15 protein-coding genes are annotated in these 19,925 nt (G+C 61.9%); 8 read left to right on the top strand and 7 right to left on the bottom strand.

The annotated features are described in order from the left end of the window. Positions 1-109 precede the first annotated feature (109 nt). Positions 110-1,597: a S41 family peptidase gene (locus AA105894_RS14935; protein WP_267312433.1), complete on the top strand. Its 1,488-nt coding sequence runs from the start codon at positions 110-112 to the stop codon at positions 1,595-1,597. A gap of 54 nt (positions 1,598-1,651) precedes the next feature. Beyond that, a complete protein-coding gene (locus tag AA105894_RS14930) occupies positions 1,652-2,137 on the top strand; it encodes an RNA pyrophosphohydrolase (RefSeq protein ID WP_267312432.1) in 486 nt (161 codons plus the stop codon). On the opposite strand, the gene AA105894_RS14925 is transcribed toward AA105894_RS14930, so the two are convergent. From AA105894_RS14925 to AA105894_RS14915, 3 genes are all read right to left on the bottom strand, one after another. Next, the gene (locus AA105894_RS14925; protein ID WP_267312469.1) at positions 2,132-3,907 is read right to left on the bottom strand and encodes an ABC transporter ATP-binding protein; all 1,776 of its coding nucleotides are present in this window, start codon (positions 3,905-3,907) and stop codon (positions 2,132-2,134) included. The two genes, AA105894_RS14930 and AA105894_RS14925, sit on opposite strands and share 6 nt — an antisense overlap. Positions 3,908-3,988: 81 nt before the next feature. Next, on the bottom strand, positions 3,989-5,236 hold the full coding sequence (locus tag AA105894_RS14920; protein WP_267312431.1) for a CCA tRNA nucleotidyltransferase: 1,248 nt from the start codon (positions 5,234-5,236) through the stop codon (positions 3,989-3,991). A gap of 45 nt (positions 5,237-5,281) precedes the next feature. Then, the gene (locus AA105894_RS14915) at positions 5,282-5,857 is read right to left on the bottom strand and encodes a DUF1285 domain-containing protein (protein ID WP_267312430.1); all 576 of its coding nucleotides are present in this window, start codon (positions 5,855-5,857) and stop codon (positions 5,282-5,284) included. Positions 5,858-6,014: 157 nt separating this feature from the next. Here AA105894_RS14915 and AA105894_RS14910 point away from each other — a divergent pair, with 157 nt between their 5' ends. The 5 genes from AA105894_RS14910 (at position 6,015) to AA105894_RS14890 (ending at position 13,436) form a co-directional block, all read left to right on the top strand. Further along, positions 6,015-7,028, top strand: a complete 1,014-nt coding sequence (locus tag AA105894_RS14910) for an AAA family ATPase (protein WP_267312429.1) — start codon at positions 6,015-6,017, stop codon at positions 7,026-7,028. Between the two features lie 2 nt (positions 7,029-7,030). Further along, positions 7,031-7,957: a DUF58 domain-containing protein gene (locus tag AA105894_RS14905; protein ID WP_267312428.1), complete on the top strand. Its 927-nt coding sequence runs from the start codon at positions 7,031-7,033 to the stop codon at positions 7,955-7,957. After that, positions 7,954-10,704 carry a DUF4159 domain-containing protein gene (locus tag AA105894_RS14900; RefSeq protein WP_267312427.1) on the top strand — a complete coding sequence of 917 codons (2,751 nt, stop codon included), beginning with the start codon at positions 7,954-7,956 and terminating at the stop codon, positions 10,702-10,704. Before AA105894_RS14905 ends, AA105894_RS14900 begins: the two co-directional genes overlap by 4 nt. Continuing rightward, entirely contained in the window at positions 10,701-12,761 is a 2,061-nt protein-coding gene (locus AA105894_RS14895) for a VWA domain-containing protein (protein ID WP_267312426.1), read from the top strand. The genes AA105894_RS14900 and AA105894_RS14895 overlap by 4 nt, the downstream gene beginning before the upstream one ends. Positions 12,762-12,848: 87 nt before the next feature. Then, on the top strand, positions 12,849-13,436 hold the full coding sequence (locus AA105894_RS14890) for an ankyrin repeat domain-containing protein (RefSeq protein WP_267312468.1): 588 nt from the start codon (positions 12,849-12,851) through the stop codon (positions 13,434-13,436). A gap of 91 nt (positions 13,437-13,527) precedes the next feature. Here the strand turns inward: AA105894_RS14890 and AA105894_RS14885 are convergent, their stop codons facing one another. The 4 genes from AA105894_RS14885 to AA105894_RS14870 form a co-directional block, all read right to left on the bottom strand. Continuing rightward, positions 13,528-15,795 carry a beta-glucosidase gene (locus AA105894_RS14885; protein WP_267312425.1) on the bottom strand — a complete coding sequence of 756 codons (2,268 nt, stop codon included), beginning with the start codon at positions 15,793-15,795 and terminating at the stop codon, positions 13,528-13,530. Between the two features lie 325 nt (positions 15,796-16,120). Then, on the bottom strand, positions 16,121-17,209 hold the full coding sequence (locus tag AA105894_RS14880) for a site-specific DNA-methyltransferase (RefSeq protein WP_267312424.1): 1,089 nt from the start codon (positions 17,207-17,209) through the stop codon (positions 16,121-16,123). Beyond that, positions 17,209-17,850, bottom strand: coding sequence for a ribonuclease HII (locus tag AA105894_RS14875; RefSeq protein WP_267312423.1), 642 nt, complete (start codon positions 17,848-17,850; stop codon positions 17,209-17,211). The genes AA105894_RS14880 and AA105894_RS14875 overlap by 1 nt, the downstream gene beginning before the upstream one ends. 200 nt (positions 17,851-18,050) lie before the next feature. Then, positions 18,051-18,344, bottom strand: coding sequence for a CsbD family protein (locus AA105894_RS14870; protein ID WP_188426055.1), 294 nt, complete (start codon positions 18,342-18,344; stop codon positions 18,051-18,053). Between the two features lie 264 nt (positions 18,345-18,608). On the opposite strand from AA105894_RS14870, the gene AA105894_RS14865 reads away from it, so the two are divergent. Further along, positions 18,609-19,922, top strand: a complete 1,314-nt coding sequence (locus tag AA105894_RS14865) for an efflux RND transporter periplasmic adaptor subunit (protein WP_267312422.1) — start codon at positions 18,609-18,611, stop codon at positions 19,920-19,922. The last annotated feature ends 3 nt before the right edge of the window (positions 19,923-19,925 follow it).

Raw genomic sequence — 19,925 nt, 5'->3', positions numbered from 1 at the left:
ACGCTATAGATTTCTGACTTCCGCCCGGCAGGGTTCCCGGTTTTCGGGTCCTGCAGGCAAAGAGACGCTAACAGGATCGGCTCCGGGCCGGATTCAAGGGATGAATTGCATGAAGCTCCGCACTGGTCTGCTGCTCGGAACGGCATTCCTGGCCGGAATCACCGCCGGTCCGACGTTGGAAGCCTTGATGGCGCCAAGCCTTGGGCAGATGATCAGCAGCAAGGCCTTCGCGAAGGAGGTCGCCGCCGACCCCGACAATCACAGCGAGACCCTGCGCCTGCTGACCCTGTTCGGTACCGTGCTCGATCTGGTGCGCGCCGAGTATGTCGAACCGGTCAGCGACAAGGATCTGATCAACAACGCGCTCGACGGCATGGTCGGCGGTCTCGATCCGCATAGCTCCTATATGAACGAAAAGCAGTTCAAGGACATGCAGATCCAGATCAGCGGCAAGTTCGGCGGTCTGGGCGTTCAGGTCCAGCAGCAGAACGGCCATATCCGTGTGGTTTCGCCCATCGATGGCACCCCTGCCTCGCGCGCCGGGCTCAAGCCGGGTGACTACATCACCGAAGTCGATGGCAAGTCTCTCGAAGGCATGACACTTGATCAGGCCGTCACCAAGATGCGTGGCGATCCGGGTACCAAGATCACGCTGACGATCATTCGCGCCAAGGAGCCCAAGCCGCTCAAGATCACCATGACGCGTGAAGTCGTGCATGTGCAGGTCGTGCGTTCGGCGCTCTATGGCAATATCGGCTATATCCGTATTTCCGAATTCGATGACGACACCGAAACCGCAATGCATGAGGCCTTCGACAAGCTCAAGGCCAAGGCGGGTGGCAAGCTGCAGGGTCTCGTGCTCGATCTGCGTCTCAATCCGGGCGGCAAGCTCGATCAGGCCATTTCGGTCAGTGACGATTTCATCCCGGAGGGTGAGATTGTCTCGATCCGCGGGCGTCATGCCGAAAACAACCGTCGCTGGGATGCCAAGGGCACCGATATCACCGGCAAGCTGCCGATCGTGGTTCTGATCGATGGCGGTTCGGCCTCGGCTTCGGAAATCGTGGCCGGTGCGCTTCAGGACCACCGTCGCGCTGTGCTTCTGGGCGAAAAATCCTTTGGCAAGGGCTCGGTCCAGTCACTGATCCCCGTGCCCGGTCATGGGGCGGTACGCCTGACCACGGCACGCTATTACACGCCCTCGGGGCGCTCGATCCAGGCGCTGGGCATTGCCCCGGATATCATGGTGAAGGAGAGCAAGGACGACGATGGCTACGGCTATCGAGAGGCCGATCTTGCCCATATCATCACCAATACGGGCGGCAACAAGAACAAGGCGCCGGTACGCACCGATCTGCCGTCGATTTCGACCAGCATTCCCAATGCCCCGCCGGAAAACTGGCCGCGCTTCGAACTGTCCAAGCCCGCGACGGATTTCCAGCTTCAGCAGGGTCTGCGTGTGGTGCGCGCCATGGCCTCTCTTCCCGACGAGGCGCTTCCTCTGGGTCAGCCAGCCGCCGACAAACCGTCGGACAAGAAAGACCAGAAACCGGCCCCGGCACCTGCCGCTCCGCCGGCACCAGCACCCAAGCACTGATCCTACCCCTTGCCGGCCCCCTCAGTGGGGCCGGTTTCTTATGAGCCTTCCGTCATGATCGATCCTGAAACCCTTCCCTATCGTCCCAATGTCGGCATCATGCTGTTCAATCGCGCGGGCGCGCTTTTTCTGGCCAGGCGCACTGACCTCAAGGATGTATGGCAATGCCCGCAGGGCGGCATAGACGACAATGAATCGCCTGAAGAAGCCGCTATCAGGGAGCTGCGTGAAGAAACCGGCCTGCGTCATGCCACGCTGCTCGGCAGTTTTCCCGGCTGGTTGTCCTATGATCTGCCGCCCCATCTGATCGGCAAGGCGCTGCATGGCAAATATCGCGGCCAGACACAGCGCTGGTTTGCAATGCGCATGACCGAGGAGGACAGCGCCATCGACCTGATGGGCGACGGCACCGAACCGGCAGAGTTCGACCGCTGGGAATGGGTCGCACCGCAGGACGTCACGCGTTTCAATCTGGGCTTCAAGCGACCGCTCTATGAAAAGCTTCTGCCCGTTCTCGCTGCGCTCGCCCCCGCCTTATAGGGGCGTGTTTTCCATCGCCTGCCGCGGCACATCCTGCGGGACAGCGACAGGCACGTCCACAAGGTCGAGAGACTGGTTGCGTACGAGGCGGGCGTAAAGCCCGCCCTGGGCCTGAAGCTCGGCATGGGTGCCGAGTTCGACAGCCATACCCTCGCTCATCACAATGATCAGATCGGCGCTTTTGACCGTCGAGAGACGATGCGCCACGATAATCGTGGTGCGGTCGCGCCTGAGATCGGCAAGCGTCTTCTGAACCTTGGCTTCGCTCTCTGAATCGAGCGCGCTGGTGGCTTCGTCGAGCAGCAGCAGACGCGGGTCACGCAGAAGCGCACGCGCCAGCGCCACGCGCTGACGCTGGCCACCGGACAGACGCTGCCCGCCCGGCCCGACGCGCGTATCCAGCCCCTCAGGCAGGGTGTCGGCAAAATCGACGGCAGCGGCCAAGGCTGCTGCCTCGACTTCGGCGCGGCTCGCATTCGGGCGTCCGATACGGATATTTTCCAGCACCGACATATCGAAAAGCGTGGTGTCCTGGCTGACATAGGCAATGGCATCGCGCAGATCGGCAAGACGCAGATCACGAAGATCGACCCCGTCCAGCAATATTCCGCCGCCATTCACATCATGCAGACGAGGGATAAGCGACAATGCCGTCGACTTGCCTGCGCCTGACGGCCCGACAAGCGCCACGGTCCAGCCCGGACGCACATCGAAATTCAGCCCCTTCAGGCCGATGCGTCCATCGGGATAGGCAAAATGGGCATCCTGAAAAACCAGACGACCATGACCCGGTGGCAAGGGGCGCGCATCGGGACGTTCCGCAACGGCGGGTGGCTCGTCGATCACAGAGAAAACGCGCTCAAGCCCGCCAAGCCCTTCCTGAAGGGCCGCATTCAGCGAACCAAGCGATCGCAACGGACGCGAGGCGGCGAAAAGTGCGGCGATGAAAGCGGTAAAATCGCCAAGCGTGGCGCCGCCCATGGCCGCGCGCCACCCCGCAAAGCCGAGAACGGCTGCAATAGCCGTACCACCCAGCACCTCGAGTACGGGATCGACACGGGCGCGACCGCGTGAGATGCGCCAGAACGCGTTGTGCAGCAGGGTAAGCGAACGATCGATACGCGTCGCTTCGCTGTCTTCCATGCGATAGACACGAACCTGACGCGCCAGAGCGAAGCTCTCATTGAGCAGGGTCGCCGTCTCGCCAATCTGTTCCTGCATGCCGCCAGAGGCACGACGCACACGCTTGCCGAGCTTCTGGATAGGCACAGCCGCGACGGGATAGAGCACGAGCGCAATCAGGCTCAGTTCCCAGTCGGTATAGATCATCGAGGCAACGAGGCCGACAACCGTCACCACATCGCCCAGCGCATTGACCGCGCGGATCATGGCCTCGCGTATCGACACGGCATCGGTGGTGAAACGCGCGGCCCATTGTGCCGGTGCCTCACGCTCGATACGGGCGATATCGGCCGTCAGCGCGTGGGCAAACATGCGCGATTGCAGGCCGCGTATGACCACCAGGACCAGACTCTGCACCGAAAGGGTCTGTCCGTACTGGCTGGCGGCCTTGAGCCCTGTCACCAGAACCACAAGTGCAGGCACCTGATAGAGGATGCGCGGATCATGCACGGCAAACATATCGACAGCGCGCTTGATCACGAGAGGATAAAGCGCAGTCAGACCTGCTGTCAGAATGGTCAGAACCACCACACCGGCCAGTCGGCCAACATGCTGACGCACCTCTTCGCGCCAGATACGCCAGAGCATCTGTCGGCCCTGCGCACCCTGAGGATCAATGCGGCGCAAAGGGGGCTGGCTTGCCTGCTGCGGTATTTTCATTCCTGCCATTTACCGCCCAAGGCCTTGCGGGGAAAGGGGCAGACGGTTTTTGAGTTCCCTCAGGCAGGCTTCTCGATCAGGCAGGCAGCCTCTGGCGCGCCACCAGCGCGTCACCGCCCCGATCAGCACGCCGATATCCTTGCCTGCCGGAACCCCGAGCGCCACGGCATCGCGGCCCGCAACGGGAAAGACCGGCACGACCATTGCCGCAAGCCGCGCCCGGAGTATGTCCCAGCCTGACTGGCCCTGCACACCGGAATCGGCCTGCGCAGACCAGCTTCGGTCGATCAGGCTTTCCTTCGGGTGACAGGAAAGAAGGCGACGAAGGCAATCATCGCTCAGCTCCGGCACAAACATGGCAGCCTCGGGCATGACACACCCATCCTGATCGAAGGATGTCAGGCGGTTTGCCGGGTTCATACGCGCCAGACGCTCGATCTGCTTGCCTGACAGACGCAGTTTTCCTGCCAGATCGGGCGCATCGCTCAGTACGCCCAGACGCAGAAGCCCGTCTTCAGGCAGACCGTTATCGAGCGCTCGCGCCAGCCGGTCGAGACGCGGGGCTGGAACGATCGGCGCCAGAATGCCAGCCTCATCCATATGCCCGAGCGTACGCATGAGATGCGGGCCGACCAGAATGCGCAGCATCTCGCTGGCCAGTCTTTCGCCAGACAGCCCGGCAATGAGCCCGGCACGGGCAGTTATGGCAGACAGGGCCTCTACATCCGGCTTTTCATCGCCGAACCGGGCATCGAAACGGAAAAAGCGCAGGATGCGCAGCGCGTCTTCCTCGATACGCTGACCGGCATCGCCGACAAAGCGCAGTCGATGCGCCTTCAGATCGTCCTGTCCACCGAAATAGTCGTGGATCTCGCCGTGGCGGTCGCAGAACAGCGCATTGATGGTGAAATCGCGCCTTGCCGCATCTTCCTGCCAGTCGGTCGTCCAGGCCACCTCAGCATGACGGCCGTCAGTCGTGATATCCCGGCGCAATGTCGTGATCTCATAAGGCACGCGTGCGATCAGCGCAGTGATCGTACCATGGGACAGACCCGTAGGGATGGTCTTGACCCCGGCGGCTTCCAGCCTCGCCTGCATCTCTTCTGGCGGTTCGGGTGTCGCCAGATCGAGATCATGCACATCCTGGCCGCCGAGCAGAAGATCACGCACGGACCCTCCGACCAGACGCGCCTGTGGCAGGATCGACCAGATGCGGTCGAGGCCGGAACGGTCAGGCAGGAGATCGAGAATCGTCACGTCAGATCCAGTGGAAGGGAACGAACCCCCGCCCTGTCTTCAGGATCAGGGCATGGAGGCGAGTGGAAAGAAGCAATCCTGGCTCCACACACCCATGCAGGGCCGGCAGCCAACATGACCCGGCACTGCCAGGGCAACGAGCTCATAATAGACCGGGCGCGACAATCGGGCGAGTATCGGCTTGTCACCATCGCCACGCCTGACCTGCACATAGGGAATCGCTGCACAATCCTCAGAAGGTGGGCGCTGCCAGTCGACGATCAGCGGATGGGCCGGACCGACGCAGAGCAGTTCATCCATGTTCGTGCGCAGACAGAGATTCTGCTGCCGACCGCAAACGCCTCTGAAATCGAGCTCGCGCACAATGAAGGGCACATCCTCGACCTGAATCGTTCCGTTTTCACTCGGGGTGCGCAGCCAGTACGCCCCCTCTGCGTCGCGCGTGAGCATGGAGCCAAACAGACAGAGCATCTCCTTGCGACGCACCGGAGAGCCCCGATAGAGCCATGTGCCGTCACGCTTGATGAGAAAAGGCAGCACGCGGGGTGTCGCTGCCCCTGCCGCGATCCCGTCATGGCTTTCTGCACCGGAAAGGCACTCGACCTCATGCCTGCCCTGCATCTCTGCGCAATCTGGTGTTTCTGCGCAGTCTGACGTCCGTTTTGCCACTCCGTCTTTCAACGCTCTCTCCGCTTGCGGTCCAAAAATCTCGTCTCATGCTGCAAGTTGGGTCGTCTTATGGCTTGATGAAACCCCCGGAACTGTCAGATTGACAAATATGAGCCAGAACGACCTCTCTTCCTTTTCCGCCGATAGTCCTGCCGATCTCGCCATGGCCGAGCGCCTGACCGCGCAACTCGGCGCTGTCAGAGACGCAATCGGGCAGATTGTGCTCGGGCAACGCGATGTGATCGACCGGCTTCTGGTCACCATTCTGTCTGGTGGTCACGCGCTTTTGATCGGCGCACCCGGTCTGGGCAAGACGCTGCTCGTCAGTACGGCGGCGCAGGTGCTGGGGCTCGATACACGGCGCGTGCAGTTCACACCCGATCTGATGCCCTCCGACATCACGGGCAGCGATATCCTCGATGAGGATGAAAATGGCCGTCGTTTCTTTCGTTTCGTGAAGGGGCCGATCTTCACGCAGCTTCTTCTGGCCGATGAAATCAACCGCGCCAGCCCGCGCACCCAGTCCGCCCTGCTTCAGGCCATGCAGGAATATGAGGTGGCTCAGGCTGGCACCAATCACAAGCTGCCGCGCCCCTTCCATGTTCTGGCAACCCAGAACCCGATCGAGCAGGAAGGCACCTATCCGCTGCCGGAAGCACAGCTCGATCGCTTCATGCTGCGTATCGCCCTGACCTTTCCCGAGCGTGATGCCGAGCGCGACATGCTGCTGCAGACAACCGGCGCCCTCACTGCAGAAGCGCCTGTGCTGCTTTCGGCTCGCAGTCTGATCGAGGCACAGGCGCTCGTGCGCCGCCTGCCCGTAGGCGAGAAAGTACTCGAGGCCATTCTTACCCTTGTGCGCGGGCTTCGTCCGGAAACCGCCTACAGGCCCGAACTGGCAAGCTCCCTTCTCTATGGCCCCGGCCCGCGTGCGGCACAGGCGCTCATGCTGAGCTGCCGCGCCCAGGCCCTGCTCGACGGACGACTGGCGCCGAGCCTGGACGATGTCGCCGAACTGGCCGAGCCTGTGCTCGCCCACCGTATGGCGCTGAGCTTCTCGGCCCGTGCCTCGGGGCTCAAGGTCGAAGAGCTCATCGCCAAGGCCGTTGAGGCGCTTCTCTGACCGTGAGCGGTTTTTTCGGGAAGTGGCGGCGTCAGAAAAGCGCCGCCAGCGCTTCGTCGGCCCAGACGCCCGCGCTCACGCCAGAAGCCGAGGCCCTTCTGCCTCCTCTGGTGATCGAAGCCGAACGCATCGGGCAGCAGCTTCGCGCAGGTGTGCATCATCAACATCGTGCCGGTGCAGGCGAGGATTTCTGGCAATATCGCCCGGCCCATGATCATGAGCCCGCCCATCGCATTGACTGGCGCCAGTCGGCGCGCAGCGACCAGCTCTGGGTGCGCGAACGCGAGGCCGAAGGCGCGCAGCAACTCACCTTATGGTGCGACCCCTCGCCTTCAATGGACTGGCAGTCACGCCCCGACCTGCCACGCAAGAACGCCCAGGCGCAGCTTGCTACTCTGGCCCTTGCCGCAGCGGCGCTGCATGGCGGCGAGCGCGTCGCCCTTCTGAACGGACCGGAACAGGGACGATCGGTCAGTGGCCCTCATGCGCTGCCCCGCCTCGCCCAGAATCTCGTTCTCGGCCCGTCTGTTTCCCTGCCCTCACTCGATACGCTGCGCCCCTATGGCCAGCTCATTCTGGTGAGCGATTTCCTGGTCACGCCTGACGCGATGGAAAAACTGCTGGCCGATGTTGCCGCAAGACCCGCACGCACCGAACTGCTCTGTGTGCTCGACCCGGCAGAGCGCAGCCTGCCTTATGCAGGGCGCATCACCTTCGACAGTCTCGAAGCCGAGGGCGATCTGACGCTTCCCGCCGTAGAGACGCTTGCGGAATCCTATGAGCGCGAAATGCGCGCCCATCTCGACCGGCTGTCTCATATGGCCGAATCCCATCGCGCAGGCTTCACGCTGCATCACACCGATCAACCCCTGTTGCCTGCCCTGCTCGCGCTTTATGCGCGGCTCACAGGGGGGCGTCTGCACGCATGATCTTTCTTACCCCCCTTGCGCTGATAGGGCTGGTTGCCCTGCCCGTCATCTACTGGCTGGTCAAGGCGACGCCGCCCCCGCCAAAAGAGCAGGCCTATCCGTCTCTCCAGATTTTGCGCCGCCTGCGAGCTGGCCGGGCCGATACGGCACGTTCGCCACTCTGGCTGCTTGTTCTGCGCCTGCTTGCTGTCGCTCTTCTGGTGCTTGGCCTGTCCCAGCCTGTCTGGCTTGGTCGCGATCTCAGCGCACAGCCTTCCCAGGATCTGGAGCTGGTTCTCGATAATGGCTGGGCAGCCGTCCCTCACTGGCAGGAGCGCCTGCGCGCTGCGCGCAGCCTTGCCGAAAGGCGGTTTCGCGCCGGACATGAGGTCACGCTTCTTCTGAGCGCGCCCGATGCCGATGGCAGCATGGCCGCGCCGTTTACCACCCGTGACCGCGCCCGTTTCGAAGAGCGTCTTCTCGCGCTCACGCCACATTCCTGGCCTGCGGACCGGACACAGAGCGCCAGGCAGATCGAAGCGCTTCGGGACAATACGGCGCAGGGCACCGTGCGCGACATCGTGCTGCTTTCGGATGGTGTCTCGACCCCGGCCGATTCGTCACTTGCCAAGGCGCTGCATGCCTCAGGCAGTCGCGTGAGCGACATGCGCTGGCCGGGCTGCGACACGATGCTGCTTTCGGCCCATCAGGGTGATAACGGGGCCCTGACAGCGTCTTTCAGCGCGCTGCCCTGCCCCACACGCCCTCTTGCAGTGCGGGCACGTGACGAGAATGGCGGTACGCTCGGCATTTTCCCCCTCACCGGGAAAGATGCCAGCGGCACTGACCTCCCCCTGCCGCCTCTGCTGCGCAATCGTGCCACCCGTCTGGCGCTGGAAAGCGACACGCTGCCTCTGCCCGGCCCTTCTGCGCTCTATCTGCTTGACGCAGGACAGCGCCGTCACCCTGTGGGCCTGCTGACCCCCGGCACGCAGGACACGCCCCTGACGGGTCAGGGATTCTTTCTGGCTCAGGCCATCGAGGGCGTCGGCGAACTTCATCGTGGCGCGGTGCCTGATCTGCTGAAGCAGAAGCTCTCGGTTCTGATTGCGACCGATGGCACGCTTGCCGATGACGATACCCGCAGACGCGTTGCCGACTGGGTACGTCATGGTGGCGTGCTGATACGCTTTGCCGGCCCGGTTCTCGCATCGGACCCGAATGCATCATCCCCCGACAAGGCTAGGACCCTGTTGCCCGTGCCGCTGATGGGCGGTATGCGTCAACTCGGTGGCCCCATGTCATGGGGCAAGCCGCAAGTGCTTTCGGCCTTTGCAGAACATTCGCCTTTCGACGGCCTGACCCTGCCCAAGGAAGTCACTGTCACCCGTCAGGTTCTGGCCCAGCCCACCGCCGAACTGGGCGACCATGTCTGGGCAAGACTGAGCGATGGTACGCCGCTGGTGACCGCAAGCGCCTTCGGCCAAGGTGAGCTTGTGCTGTTTCATGTGACAGGCACAGCCGACTGGTCGAGCCTGCCGCTTTCCGGACTTTTCCCCGCGATGCTCGAGCGGCTGGTTCAGCGCTCTGTCGGTCAGAAAGACCAGTCGGAACTGCGTCAGCTCGTTCCCTTCACCATGCTCGATGCGCATGGACAACTTGTCGCCCCGCCTGAAGCCGCACGCCCGCTATCGGTTGAGGCCTTTGCCACGACCAGACCCGATGTGCAGCATCCGCCCGGCTTTTACGGCCCGCGACTGTCGCGTCGTGCGTTCAATCTGGGCGACCATCTGCCCCCCATCACGCCGGAAGCCCTGATGGGGACGGCTCTGACGCCCGATCATGTCTCACTCGATCATGCACTTGCCCCGTATTCGCTGGGTGCGGCGCTGCTTCTGCTGCTGGCTGATTTTCTCGTCGCGCTCTGGCTACGCGGGATGCTCGGACGTCTGGCAATGCTTGGTCTTCTGGTCGCAGCACCAGCTCTCATGGCGCCCCACTGCGCCCTGGCGCAGGAAGATGACGAGACCCCGAAAACCCAGGCCGTCACCCATGGCACCGTGCCGGGAGCCGCGCTCGAAACCCGCCTTGGCTATGTGCTGACAGGTCATGACGATATCGATCAAGCCTCGCGCGAGGGGCTTCAGGGCCTGTCGAATTATGCCTCGGATCGCTCCTCTGCCGTGATGGGCCATCCTGATGGGGTGACCCCCGGCAAGGACGATCTGGCCTATTATCCGATGCTCTACTGGCCCATCACCGAAGACGTGCAGGAAGACCCGAAGCGCTCTGCAGCCCTGAACAGCTTCATGGCGCATGGTGGTATCCTGATGCTCGACACGCAAGGGGTCGGCTCCGAACTCTCGACGCAGGATGAAGGTCAGACACGCTCGGCGCTCAAAAGGGCTACCGCGGGTCTGGTCGTGCCGCCGCTGAGCAAGCTCGACGACCATCATGTTCTGGCCCACAGTTTTTACCTGCTTCACGATTTTCCCGGCCGCGTGCAGGGTCTGCCCGTCTGGGTGGCGCGCAGCGGCGATGACAGCAATGACGATGTCAGCCCTATCATCATCGGCGCAGGCGACTGGGCTCATGCCTGGGCCATGGATGCGCAGGGCAATACGCCCTATGCCGTCATTCCCGGCGGTGATGACCAACGCACCCAGGCCTATCGCTTTGGTGTCAATCTGCTGCTCTACGCCCTGACCGGCAATTACAAGGCCGACCAGATGCGTGTTCCCGAACTTCTGAAGAGGATGGAACAATGATCCATCTCACCTTCATGCCCCTCATCCCGGTCTGGCTGCTCGCACTGGCCGCCGGGCTGGCCGTCATTATCGGCGTCTACGCATTGCTGCGCCGGGTTCCGGGCAGTCTGGCGCGCATGCTGGCGCTGCTGCTGCTCGTCTTCTGGCTGGCCGGTCCGCGCCTGAGCCGTCCTTTCTTCGAACCGGCTCCGCAGGATGTCCTGCTGGTGGTCGATCACTCACCCTCCATGGCGCTGCGCAACCGCCTCGACAGTGCTGAAAAAGCCGCTGCTCGCCTTCAGGAAGAGGCGCACGCCATACCGGGCCTCACCCTGCACACCGTGACTGTTCAGGGTGGCGATGGCCATGGCACACGTCTTTTCGACGCCATCGATCAGGCGGACCTCCCCCCGGGACGGTTCAGCGGCGCCATTCTGCTGACCGATGGCATGGTGCATGATGCACCCTCTGCCCTCCCCCCGCTTTTCCAGCGTGACGGCAGGATTCTGCCGCTGCATGTTCTGCTGACGGGCAAGGGTGAGGAAACAGATCGCAGACTGCGCATTCTGCAGGCACCCCCTTATGCCCTCGTCGGCAAGGACGCGACCCTGCGCATGGTGGTGGACGATCTCGGCGCAGCAGGAAAGCAGCCCGTCACGCTCACCCTGCGTCAGGGAGACGAGCCGCCACGGCAAATTCCGGCCATTTCGGGCGAACCGCTCGAATTGACCGTGCCGGTCAGGCATCCGGGTGAAACGCTGATCACGCTTTCGGCTGCGCCTCTCGCCGGTGAGGTCAGCCCGCGCAACAACAGTGCCATCGTGCGCATCAACGGGGTGCGCGACAGGCTCAAGGTATTGCTGGTTTCCGGCACACCCAATCAGGGCGAGCGCGTCTGGCGTCGTCTGCTCAAGGCCGATCCTTCCGTCGATCTCGTGCATTTCACCATTCTGCGGCCACCGGACAAGGATGACGGCACGCCGCTTTCCGATCTCGCCCTGATTCCGTTCCCGATCAAGGAGCTGTTTCAGGACAAGATCAAACAATTCGATCTGATCATTCTCGATGGTTTCCACAATGCCGGAATCCTGCCGCAGGATTACCTCGCCAATATCGCCGATTACGTGCGTGAGGGCGGCGGGCTGCTGCTGACTGCCGGGCCGGAATTCACCGAGGACGGCACGTTGCAGGATACGCCTCTGGCCGACATCCTGCCCGCGCATGTGCCACCGAATGGTGTGATCAACGAACGTTTCGTACCAAAACCAACCGAGTCAGGCCAACGCCACCCGGTAACGGCGGGCCTGCCCCAGCCATGGGGACCGTGGTATCGCGGGCTGGCATCGGATTCGCTTCACGGCACGTCCCTTCTGACAGGGCCCGAAAACCAGCCGCTTCTTGTGCTCGACACCGTGCGCAAGGGGCGCGTGGCATTGCTTCTGTCCGATCAGCTCTGGCTCTGGTCACGAGGCGAAGGCGGTGGTGGCCCCCAGGCCGAACTGCTCAAGCGGCTGTCTCACTGGCTGATGAAAGAGCCTGAGCTGGAAGAAAACCAGCTTCGTGCCTCGATCAGGGAAAACAGCCTGCATATCGAACGTCACAGCGATTCGACCCGTCTGACCAGCCCTGCACGCGTGACGGCGCCGGACGGCACCAGTCATTCCGTCACCCTCAAACCAGCGACGAATGGCGTGTTTGCCAACACTGTGCCGACCAATGGTCAGGACGGTCTGTGGGTGGTGCGGCAGGACGGTCTCACGGCTGTCGCCGCACAGGCCACGCGCAACCCGATCGAGGATGCCGATCTGCGTGCCACGGCGACCATTCTCTCGCCTCTCGCCAGGCAAAGCCATAGTGCCACGCTCTGGCTGGGTGAGAACACGGTAACACCGCAGATCAGGCAGGTCACGTCCGGCAATTTTGCGGGTTCGGGCTGGATCGGATTTCCGCGTCAGCTTGTGCCGGTTGCCTCTTCGAGCCGACTGACTGAACTCTGCCCGTCCTGGCTTGCCCTTTTGGGCACGCTGGCCCTTCTCTTTATCGGATGGTGGCGCGAAGGCAGACTTCGCCGCCGATAGGGAGTCGCCAGCTTCTTAACGATCGCTTATAGTCTTCTCATGCGCCACTCGAGACGTCACATGAATGTCAAACGACTTTTTCCCCTGATGCTGACGACGGCTCTGGCCGCGTCGCCCGTGTTCTTTATTCCGTGGCATGCCGCGCATGCGCAGTCTGCCGACGATGCGGAAGCGGAACAGGAAGCCGAAGAGGCGCAGAAGAAGGCAGAGGCACGCCGTGCTGCCAAGGCTGCTGCGCCGCCATCGGCCCTTCCCGGAGCTGACTCTCAGGAATCGGATGCAGGTCACGCCAATGTCGACCTCAACCCGACTGAGGCCCTTTTCGATGCCATCAACCGTGGCTCGCTGAACGCCGCCAAGGAAGCGCTCAATCGTGGTGCGGACATGAACGCCAAGAACGTTCTGTTCCAGACGCCGCTCGATATGGCCATCGACCTCAATCGCAAGGACATCATGTTCCTGCTGCTCTCGATGCGTAACTATGGCGATAACGGTTTCGCCGCCGAAACCACCCATTCCGAGATCGAAACCGATTCCAAGGGCAATGGGCATCTGACGATCAAGGGCAAGGGCCGCAAGGGCACTTCCGCCATGGCTGTTGCGGGCAAGCCCCGGCACGATGCGTCGGGCGGTCAGCCCCAGCCCACCATCGGCTTTCTCGGCTTCGGCGGCTGAACATCGCCCTGGCGTCCGATCGCCCCGTCTCCTGACGGGGCGTCGAATACCGGCGCGGATGATCTGAATCGATCCGCGCCCCTTCCCATCTTCAGTCTATCGGCGCGTCATGGCGCAGGGAACGCGTCCAGCGCGGCAGATCAAGGGTAGATCCTGTGATCGGGGTCAACGCATCGCTTCGCACTTCAAGACGATAACGCCCCGCCTCTCGTACCCATTCCTCCCCTACGATCCGGGCGAGCAGGTGCTTTTCGATCTCTACCGCGACAGAAGCCGTCTCACCCGGTGCGAGCGAGACTTTCGAGAACCCAACCAGACGCGGCTGGAACGACGCATCACCGTCGCGCAGGGCGTAGATCTGCACGACTTCCGCACCAGCAACCGGCCCGACATTGGTCAGGACCACGCTGACGGAGGCGAGATCGGCCTCGGGTTGCAGCGGACCGTATTCGAACTGCGTATAGCTCAGTCCGAAGCCGAAGGGATAAGCGACGCTTTTTCCGGTACGGGAGAACCAGCGATAACCGACATCCGCGCCTTCGATATCGTAGTCCCGATGCACGATCGACTTGTCCACGGGCTGGCCAGGATTGGAAATGACGGTGTCCGGGTCGATCTGCTCCGGTCTTGGCAGATCCGCCTCACTCAGCGGCGTCGTATAAGGCTGACGTCCTGAAGGGTTGACCTGACCGAACAGGATTGCAGCGATGGCCTCGCCACCGCCCGAACCGACATAGAAGGCGTTCAGAATGGCAGGAACCTGCTCACGCCACGGCATGAGAACAGGCCCTCCGGTTTCCAGCACCACGATCGTCTTCGGGTTTGCCGCAGCCAGCTCGGCAATCAGCGCCTCCTGCCCATCCGGCAGGGCAAGCCCCTGCACATCCTGACCTTCGGTGCGCCACAGCTCGGCAAAGAGGATGACGACGTCAGCCTCACGCGCCTTTTCCGAGACGGCGGCATGATCCTTGCCATCGTCATAGATCACTTCCGTATTGGGCGAGAGCTGGCGGATTGCCTGAACAGGCGATGACGGGTGATAGACTTTTTCGAGTGGCACACCGGCAAATTCTGCGCCCTTGAGCTTCAGACTGCCTGTTGGCGTGACAGAGGATGACCCACCGCCGGACAGCACACCGCTATCGGCATGGGCACCCACGACCAGTATACGATCGAGCGTCTTGCGCAGCGGGAGAAGCGCATTTTCGTTACGCAGCAAAACGATACCGCCTTCAGCCGCACGCCTGGCGATTGCCTTATGCGCCTCGTAATCGATCGTCCCGCCCGGTTTCGCAGGATGATCGACAGCACCGACGGCAAACAGACTGCGCAGCTGACGGGTGATGGCGAGATCGAGACGCTCGGCAGGCACAGCGCCGGTCCTGATCGCCTCGTTCAACGGCGCACCGAAAAACGGCTCGGGATCGATATTGGCGCCGGATTGCACATCCAGCCCGGACATGATCGCCTTAACGGTCGTATGGGTGGCGCCCCAGTCAGACATGGCCCAGCCGCGATAGCCCCAGTCGTCACGCAGCACCTGGGTCAGCAGAAACGCGTTTTCCGACGCCCAGACCCCGTTGACCAGATTATAGCCCGGCATGACGGCACCCGGCTGACCGATCTCGATGGCCATTTCGAAAGCCAGCAGATCGCTCTCACGCAGGGCGGTCTCGCTGATATCGGAGCTGATCATCACACGACCCGTTTCCTCGGGATTGATCGCATAATGCTTGATGGTCGACACGACATGACAGGACTGGATGCCGGCAACCGATCCACCGGCGATATGGCCGGTCAGGAGGGGGTCTTCTGAGACGTATTCGAAAATACGCCCGCCGCGGGGCTCACGCAGCAGATTGGCGCCGCCACCCAGCACGACGTTGAAGCCTTTTGCATGCCCCTCCCGCCCGACGACCTGTCCAGTCTCTCTTGCCAGGGCAGGATCGAAAGAGGCGCCAAGCATCAGTGAGGAAGGGAGCGCCGTCGCTGTATCGCCCGGCCTGACATCGGCCAGATTGCCTATGCCCAGACTGGCATCGCTCTGCTGTTGCGCTGGCAGACCCAGCGCAGGCATGGCGGGGAAATAACCGGCTGACCCTATCGCGCCCTCGGGCTTCTTCGCGCCGTTACCGGGAATGGCCATCGGACCGGAAACCCACGACATTTTCTGGTCATGGCTCATGGCGCGGGTTGCAGCACGGGCGCGGCTGTCGGGGTCGCGGGCCGGGTCCAGCCATTCCTGAGCGTTTTCGGGCTTTTTCTCGTCCATGATCGCTTGATGCTCCTGCGGTCTCAACTCGTACCCGCCCTGCCCCATGGCTGCGTCCTTGCTGCCGGGAAGCGGGATCCGTACCAATGCGGCGGCACGATCCCCCCTCTAAACCCGGAGACGGGAGCACAGGCACCGAGGTCATCAGAAAGCAGGCCTGTTTTCTGAACGCAGAAACAGACGATGTTTTTCACAGGAAAGACGCAGAAGGACGCCCGGCAATCATTTGTAAGGTTTTTTATTTCGATACGACAATGAAGTATCGAACATCATCATCGATCGAATCCGGCCAATCGCCACCCTGAATACAAGGGGCGAATACTTTCAACTATACCGGATCCATCATCATCCCTAGGTCTTGTTATCGCAAAATCGTCAACAAGACCCGGGAGTTACCTGATCGACCTGGCGTTCAGCCAACGTTGCGCAGGGGCGTCTGGGCCTGCTCGGTACGCAGGATATCGATCTGCAGGACTTCGCCCTGGCGTTCGAAATACCAGAAGGTCCAGCCATTGCACGAAGGCGCATTGGTCAGAATGGCCCCCATCTTGTGGATCGACCCGCGATGCGAGCCGGAAACAAGACTGCCATCGGGCATGACGGTTGCGCTCAGACGACGCTGGCGGTCGAACAGCTCCGTTCCGGCAGGCAGTGCCCCCTGCTCGACGAAGCTTCCGAACGGAATCCGCGGTAGTTCGCGCTTGGCTGGGGTAATGGCCAGCTGGTCGTCCGACAGACGGGTTTCGGCCTCGACGCGTGCCCGTGCCGCCTCGATATAGTCGGGGTGGCGCTCGATACCGATGAAACGACGTCCGAGACGCTTGGCCATCGCGGCTGTGGTACCGCTGCCCGAGAACGGATCGAGCACGATGTCATCAACGACGGTCGAGGCAATCAGAACGCGATGCAGCAGGCTCTCGGGCTTCTGGGTCGGGTGAAGCTTCAGACCATGGGCATTGCGCAGACGCTCATTGCCGGTGCAGAGCGGCAGGTACCAGTCACTGCGCATCTGCATATCGTCATTGAGGGCCTTCATGGCCTGATAATTGAAGCGGTATTTGCTCTCCGGCCCACGCGCTGCCCAGATCAGGGTTTCATGCGCATTCGTGAAGCGACGGCCGCGGAAATTCGGCATCGGATTGGCCTTGCGCCATACGATATCGTTCAGGATCCAGAAACCGAGATCCTGCATAATGGCGCCGAGGCGGAAGACGTTGTGATACGAACCGATCACCCAGATCGTGCCATCCTTGGTCAGGAGGCGACGCGCTTCAGCCAGCCATTCACGGGTGAAATTGTCGTATGTGGCGTAATCGGCAAACTTGTCCCAAGCGTCATCGACACCGTCGACAACGGTTTCGTCGGGACGGCGCAGTTCGCCACGCAGCTGCAGATTATAGGGCGGATCGGCGAAAATGCAGTCGATGCTCGCATCGGGCAGGCTGCGCATCGTTTCAATGCATTCACCGCACAGGATCTGATCGAGGGGAAAATCCTGCATTAGATGGCTCCGACCATATGGGCTGCGCCAGCGAGATGGGCGCGTATAGGGGCAAATTCGCGGCGGTGATGAGGCGTGACACCAGCCTGTTTCAAACCAGCCATATGCAGGGCCGTGCCGTAACCGGCATTCTTTTCCCACCCATAGGCATTGTGGCGCTCGGAAAGACGCGTCATGAGCCGGTCTCGCGTCACCTTGGCAATGATGGACGCGCCGGCAATAGAGAGACTTTTGCGATCGCCGCCGACAACCGCCACGGCAGGGCAACCCAGATCAGGCAGGCGATTGCCATCGACGAGAGCGCAATCGGGAATGATGCCCAGATGCTGCAGTGCCCGCTTCATGGCGAGATGGCACGCCTTGCCGATATTGATCGCCTCGATTTCTGCAACCGATGCCGCGCCCAGCCCGACGCGCACCGATGGTGTCTGCATGAGGGCCGCATAGGCGGCATCACGACGCTTTGCCGTCAGCTTTTTCGAATCATCGATCAGCGTGGCCAGAGCCGCGACGGGCGGCGTCAGGAAAATTAGCGCTGCGGCGATGACGGGACCCGCCAACGGACCGCGTCCGACCTCGTCGAGGCCGACCACGCTCTTTTCAGGTGCCCCATTGGCAGATTCGAGAGCGTAGTCTGGCATGAGCGGTCGCAGGATCCTTGACGAGAAGAAACAGGTCGGACTGCCCGAGTCGCACAGTCATTCGAATCGCTTTTGAATCACCCGAATCGCGCTGTAAACCCCTGTTACGCGTCGCGGATTCTTTTTTCCTCTGTCAATACGAAGAAAGGGGACCGCATCACTGCGATCCCCCCTCCGAAATACGTCCCTGACGGGCGATATTATTTCTTCTTCGAACGACCGAAGAAGATTGCGCCAAGGATCGTGCCGACCAGAATGGCCACGCTGAGCGAGATCAGCGGACGGTCCTGCACGAAGGCGGTTGCTTTTTCGAGCGTGGTCTCGGCATCATCGTAAAGATCGGCGAATTCCTGCTGCGCCATGCCGGAAAGCTGGTCGATCTTGCCTTCGGCCTGAAGCTTTGCGTCGCCTGTCAGGCCACCGGCAGCATCCTTGAGACGGCCCTTGGCTTCGTCGAGCAGGCCTTCACCCTTGTTTTCAACTGCATCGGCCATTGTCATAATCCTTTCACTAAACGGAATGCGAAACATCCGTGACGATAAGAGCAACGAGGCATAAGCAAAACGGTTTCGTTCGGCTACACGCAATATCGGCAGCCATGCGGCGATGTGACGTAACGCAGTGTGTTTTGAATTGTTTCGTCATTGAACTAGAATTTAGCTGACGTCATGATAGGGCGGCCTCAAATAACGTATGTCTCAGACACCAGAACGCACATGTGACCGCGCCTGGATTTGGGTGATGGAAGACGAGAAGAGATGACTGACCAGACGGGCCCCGATCGGACCCAGCCTGCGCGCCATACTGCGCCCCATGCCTCAGCTTCGCCCATGCCGGGCAAGCCGCGCCGGAGGCGCCGCCTGCTCTTCGTGATTGGCGGGGTAATCGTTCTGCTTCTTGCCGTCGCGTTTCTGCGCCCGCACAGCACAACCCATCACGCTGGCCGTGGCAGCCACAAGAGCGGCGCAGGCGCGCAACGCAACAGCGATGCGAGCCCCGTTGCGGTGGCTGTGGTCAAGACCGGCAACATGCCCGAGATCCTGACCGAGCTCGGCACGGTTGTGCCCATCACCAACGTCACGGTGCAGGCGCGTGTGAGCGGCTACATCATGAATGTCGAATTCAAGGAAGGTCAGCACGTCAAGGCAGGCGACGAACTCGTGCTGATCGATCCGCGCCCCTATCAGGTGGCGCTCGAGCAGCAGCTCGGCACGCTGCAGCAGGACAAGGCCCAGCTTGCCGACGCCCAGGTCAATGCAGCGCGTTATGCCAAGCTGATCGCCCAGAACTCGATCGCGGCCATGACGGCAAAAGACGCCGAATACAAGGTCCAGCAGCTCGAAGGCACGGTCAAGCTCGATCAGGCCAATGTCGATAATGCCCGCCTCAACCTCTATTACTGCCATATCCTGGCGCCTGTTGACGGTCGCGTCGGTATCCGCGCGGTCGATATGGGCAATTACTTTACGGCAGGTCAGTCGGGTGGTCTCACCATCCTGACCCAGATGCAGCCGATCTCGGTCATCTTCACCCTGCCTCAGGACCAGCTGCCGCAGGTCATGGATCGCCTGCGACAGGTGGGCGAGCTGCCGGTCGAGGCCTGGGACAGCGCCAATCTGAACAGGATCGCCACCGGCTCGGTCAAGGCTGTCGACAGCCAGATCGACACCGCCACCGGTACGGTGCGTATGCGCGCCATCTTCTCGAACGAGGACGAGCATCTCTTCCCGAACCAGTTCGTGAATGCCCGCCTGCTGGTCGACACGCTGCATGATGTGATCCTGCTCTCGTCCAATGCGCTGCAGACGGGGCCTGACGGGCAGTTCGTCTATGTCGTGAAGGATGACAACACGGTTGAGATGCGCACCGTCACCACCGGCATTGCGAGCAATGACGTGACGGTCATCAAGTCCGGCCTCAAGCTGGGCGAGCGCGTCGTGACCGATGGCACGAACCATCTGCGCCCCGGTGCCAAGGTTACCATCCCGGCCGATGACAGCGACAAGAGCGCAGACAAGGGCGATGCCAAGTCGACAACGCCTTCCGCTCCCGCCGCCAAGCCCGCGCAGTAAGCC

Source organism: Asaia spathodeae NBRC 105894 (assembly GCF_025994195.1).
Lineage (GTDB): Bacteria > Pseudomonadota > Alphaproteobacteria > Acetobacterales > Acetobacteraceae > Asaia > Asaia siamensis.
The sequence above is the reverse complement of the archived record's forward strand: the minus strand, read 5'-3'. Positions and strand labels throughout refer to the sequence as shown.